The organism is Paucilactobacillus vaccinostercus DSM 20634, assembly GCF_001436295.1.
GTDB classification, from domain to species: domain Bacteria; phylum Bacillota; class Bacilli; order Lactobacillales; family Lactobacillaceae; genus Paucilactobacillus; species Paucilactobacillus vaccinostercus.
The window spans coordinates 1-3,334 of sequence record NZ_AYYY01000045.1 but is presented as its reverse complement, the minus strand read 5'-3'; the positions used below and the strand labels follow the sequence as shown (position 1 = coordinate 3,334).

The window sequence follows — 3,334 nt, the reverse complement described above, 5'->3', positions numbered from 1 at the left end:
AACTTTTTTCTTGATCATTTTGATCACGGTGTTGTTAACGTCGGTGACAACGATTAGTTACTATACACGGCTTTTCGTATCTCGTCAACTAATTTTAGACTTTTTTTCGTTTTATCATTACAACTCTGGTTTTATAATGCAAATAAATCACTTTTGTCCGCTAATTTAGCTTCCATTATCGTAAATTTCAATACGTGTTTTATCAACTTGTTTATCATCGTTGGCTAAAAATTTACTTTCGTTTACAAAAAAAGAAATTGATTTTCCACGTTTCAGAAAAATCAATCTCTTTAATTTATTATCTATATATCAAAACAAATATTCTATTTATTTCGTCTGCCGACGTTTCAAAACACCCGCCAAGCCAAAGAGTGACATCAGAGTCACTACTCCTAGACTAACTAGTTCGCCGTCTTTAGCATTATCTGTCTGTGGTAGCTTCGTAGTCGCCGCCTTTGCTACTGGCTTCGCAACCGCTGCAGGTGCAACTTGAATTTCCGGTGCAACCTCAGCAATCACGGGTTCGCTAACAGCCGTTGACTGTGCTGCTGGTGTTGCAACAGGTTGTGCGATCGGTTGAGTTGAGACTGCAGTACTCTCTGGTTCAGCCGACGCTGAAGCAACTGGTGTCGTTGACTCTGGCAAGCTATTATTATCGGTATCCGGAACCGTAGCATCATAGTCAACAATGACAGTGCTATTTGGCATATCAATTGTAGCGGTTTGAGCCGGAGTCGTGGCTGTATTCGTAGTGTAGCCCGTAATTTCCGGTGATGTAGTGGCATCAAACCCTGCATGGTCACTTGTCCAGTCCGTATACGTAGTTGTCTTTGTTACATTATCAAGCGTTGCATTACGTGTAAAGGTGACTGTTTGGACGTTTGGATCACTGATTTCTGTACCAGTAGCTGCATCTACATACTTTATAGTCCGAGTAATCGTCTTTGACTCAGTTGTTGTCGTTGTTGCATGCCCATAATAGACAGTCAAAGTCGTGTCCGGCTCTCCTGCTGTCACAGTCTGAGCCAGCGTTATCACATCACTAGCAGTTGTATACCCATCGGCACTCAGGTCTGGTGAGGTCACTGCCGCGAAGGTCGTATCTGTTCCTGTCCAATCAGTATATGTGGTGACATCCGTTACCTGATCAGTAGTAGCTGTCCGGTTAAAGGTGACCGTTTGCACTTTTGCTGGACTGACCACCGCCCCCGTTGCTCGATCTAGATAATTAATCGTTCGGGTAACGGTCTCAGTTTCTGGTGTGACAGTAACGGCATGGTCGTAGAACACGTTAACATCTATGTCCGTGGATTCCGCGGTTGTCAGTGCTGCGGCCACAGTCGGCTCACTTGCCACTAAGTATCCATCTGCACTCAAATCTGGTGATTCAAGTAGGCTCTGTGCTGGTCCAGTCCGTATACGTTGTGTTTCCGGTCACGGCATCCGTTGTTGCTGTCCGTGTATAAGTCACGGTTTGCACTTTAGCGGGACTCACCACTGTATTTGTCGTTTGATCTAAATAATTAACTGTTCGGGTAATGGTTTCGATCTCGGTTGCCGTCTCTTGTGTGGCATTATTATAGTATACATCGACCGTCTGATTAGCCAGATCGGCAGTTGTTGATAATGCGGCTACCGTTGTTTCACTCGCAGCGGTATACCCATCGGCACTTAAAGCGGGCGAATCAATAGCTGCAAAGGTCGTATCCGCACTGGCCCAGTCTGTATAGGTCGTATCTCCCGTCACAGCATCCGTTGTTGCCGTCCGTGTATAAGTCACGGTTTGCGCTTTAGCAGGACTCACAACCGCATTTGTCGCTTGATCCAGATAGTTAATTGTTCGAGTAACTGTCTTAGTTTCGGTTGCAGTAGTTTCAGCATCGTCGTAGTACACAGTAACCGTTTCTGACGGTGTCTCTGCAGTCGTACTTGTTGCCGCCACGGTAGCCGGATCTCCTGTGGTATATCCTTGTGCACTTAAATCAGGAGACTCAACCGCCACAAAAGTGGGCTCTGCACTGGTCCAATCGGAATACGTTACGGTACCATCAACTTGACTGGTTGACTTAATCCGGGTATAAGTTACAGTTTGTGTGATTGAATCTGCCACTGTTTCAGATGTATTTTTGCTGAGATAATTGATAGTTCGGGTAACTGTTTTAGTTTCCGTTTCGGTAATATCTGGTAAATAGGCAACCTCCAAGATGACCGCCGTATATCCAGTCGTCGCATTATAGGCGTATGCATATCCCATCACGTTTGCATACGGTGAAGTCATCGTCAAATACTGATATTTATATGCATCATAGTTAATACTATCAGTCCAGTTATTAACCGAAAACGTTGTAAAGTCGGTCGGGTCTCCTGCAAAATAGCCTAAAAATTCCTTTGTTTCCTTACTTTCATACCAATACTGCATGCTACTCGTCAGTTCACTACCATAAACCGCATCACCCTCCTCATAATTAGGTGATTGCTGTAAATCTGTTGATGTTACTCCATCAGAAGACACCCATGTCGGTGCGCTACTATACTGCGTTGTACTATCTAGCTGGCCGTTGTTAGCCGCCATTTCATTAGCACGAGTCTGCGCCCACGCATTTAAATCATCATTTAAAGCAACTGCACTAATGGCACTATCACTGCTTGCAGCACTACTTCGTACTGCATTAACCTGACTTAATGCTGCTTGTTGTGTATCTTCTGACGTCGTTGTTATGCTACCATCACTGGCAGAAGAAGCGGCCGATGTCGCAGTCGAAGTTTCTTCAGTTGCAGCCACTGCTGCTTGCACAGTTGCTGTACTAGCAACAGTAGCTGGTGTAGCTGTAGTCTGCGCTGAACTAGCAGATGTTGCTGAATCAGTATTATCCAGTGTTGTACTAGTACTACTAGAACTAGTGGCTGCAGAAGCAACCTCTGTTTGTGCGGTACTGGAGGCATCCGTCGCCGCATGCACCACCATACCGCCAAAAGTCATCATAGTTGTTGCAGAAATTGCAGCGATTAACCACTTTTTGCCTGACTTATATAGTTTAAACCGTTTACTCCCATTCATCATCACTATCGTCACTCCCAAATTTTCGTTATAGTGCTAGTCTAGCATGTTTCAATTTAAATTACATGACCTTCAGCAACTATTGCTCAATGTATTGCAACTATTTTTGCATTTTTTAGTCCAAATAAACATGCTTTTGCGGGTTGTATTTATCGGTATCTTTATTAAACCCAATTTAATATGACAACTCCGTGTCATTTACGCGTTAATGGAACACAATAAAAAACCGCTAGTCTTCCGACTAACGGTTATCGTGCATGGCGACGTCCTACCCTC

Annotated in this window: 2 protein-coding genes; both read right to left on the bottom strand. The window is 44.2% G+C overall.

What is annotated here, in order from left to right:
* Positions 1–327: 327 nt before the first annotated feature.
* Positions 328–1,356: a mucin-binding protein gene (locus FC26_RS08605; RefSeq protein ID WP_057779685.1), complete on the bottom strand. Its 1,029-nt coding sequence runs from the start codon at positions 1,354–1,356 to the stop codon at positions 328–330.
* 31 nt (positions 1,357–1,387) lie between these two features.
* Positions 1,388–3,061: a mucin-binding protein gene (locus FC26_RS08600; protein ID WP_157061146.1), complete on the bottom strand. Its 1,674-nt coding sequence runs from the start codon at positions 3,059–3,061 to the stop codon at positions 1,388–1,390.
* Positions 3,062–3,334: the final 273 nt, after the last annotated feature.

Excerpts from the sequence above, each read along its gene's own strand:
- FC26_RS08600 (WP_157061146.1), bottom strand. The coding sequence starts at position 3,061 with ATGATGAATGGGAGTAAACGGTTTAAACTATATAAGTCAGGCAAAAAG.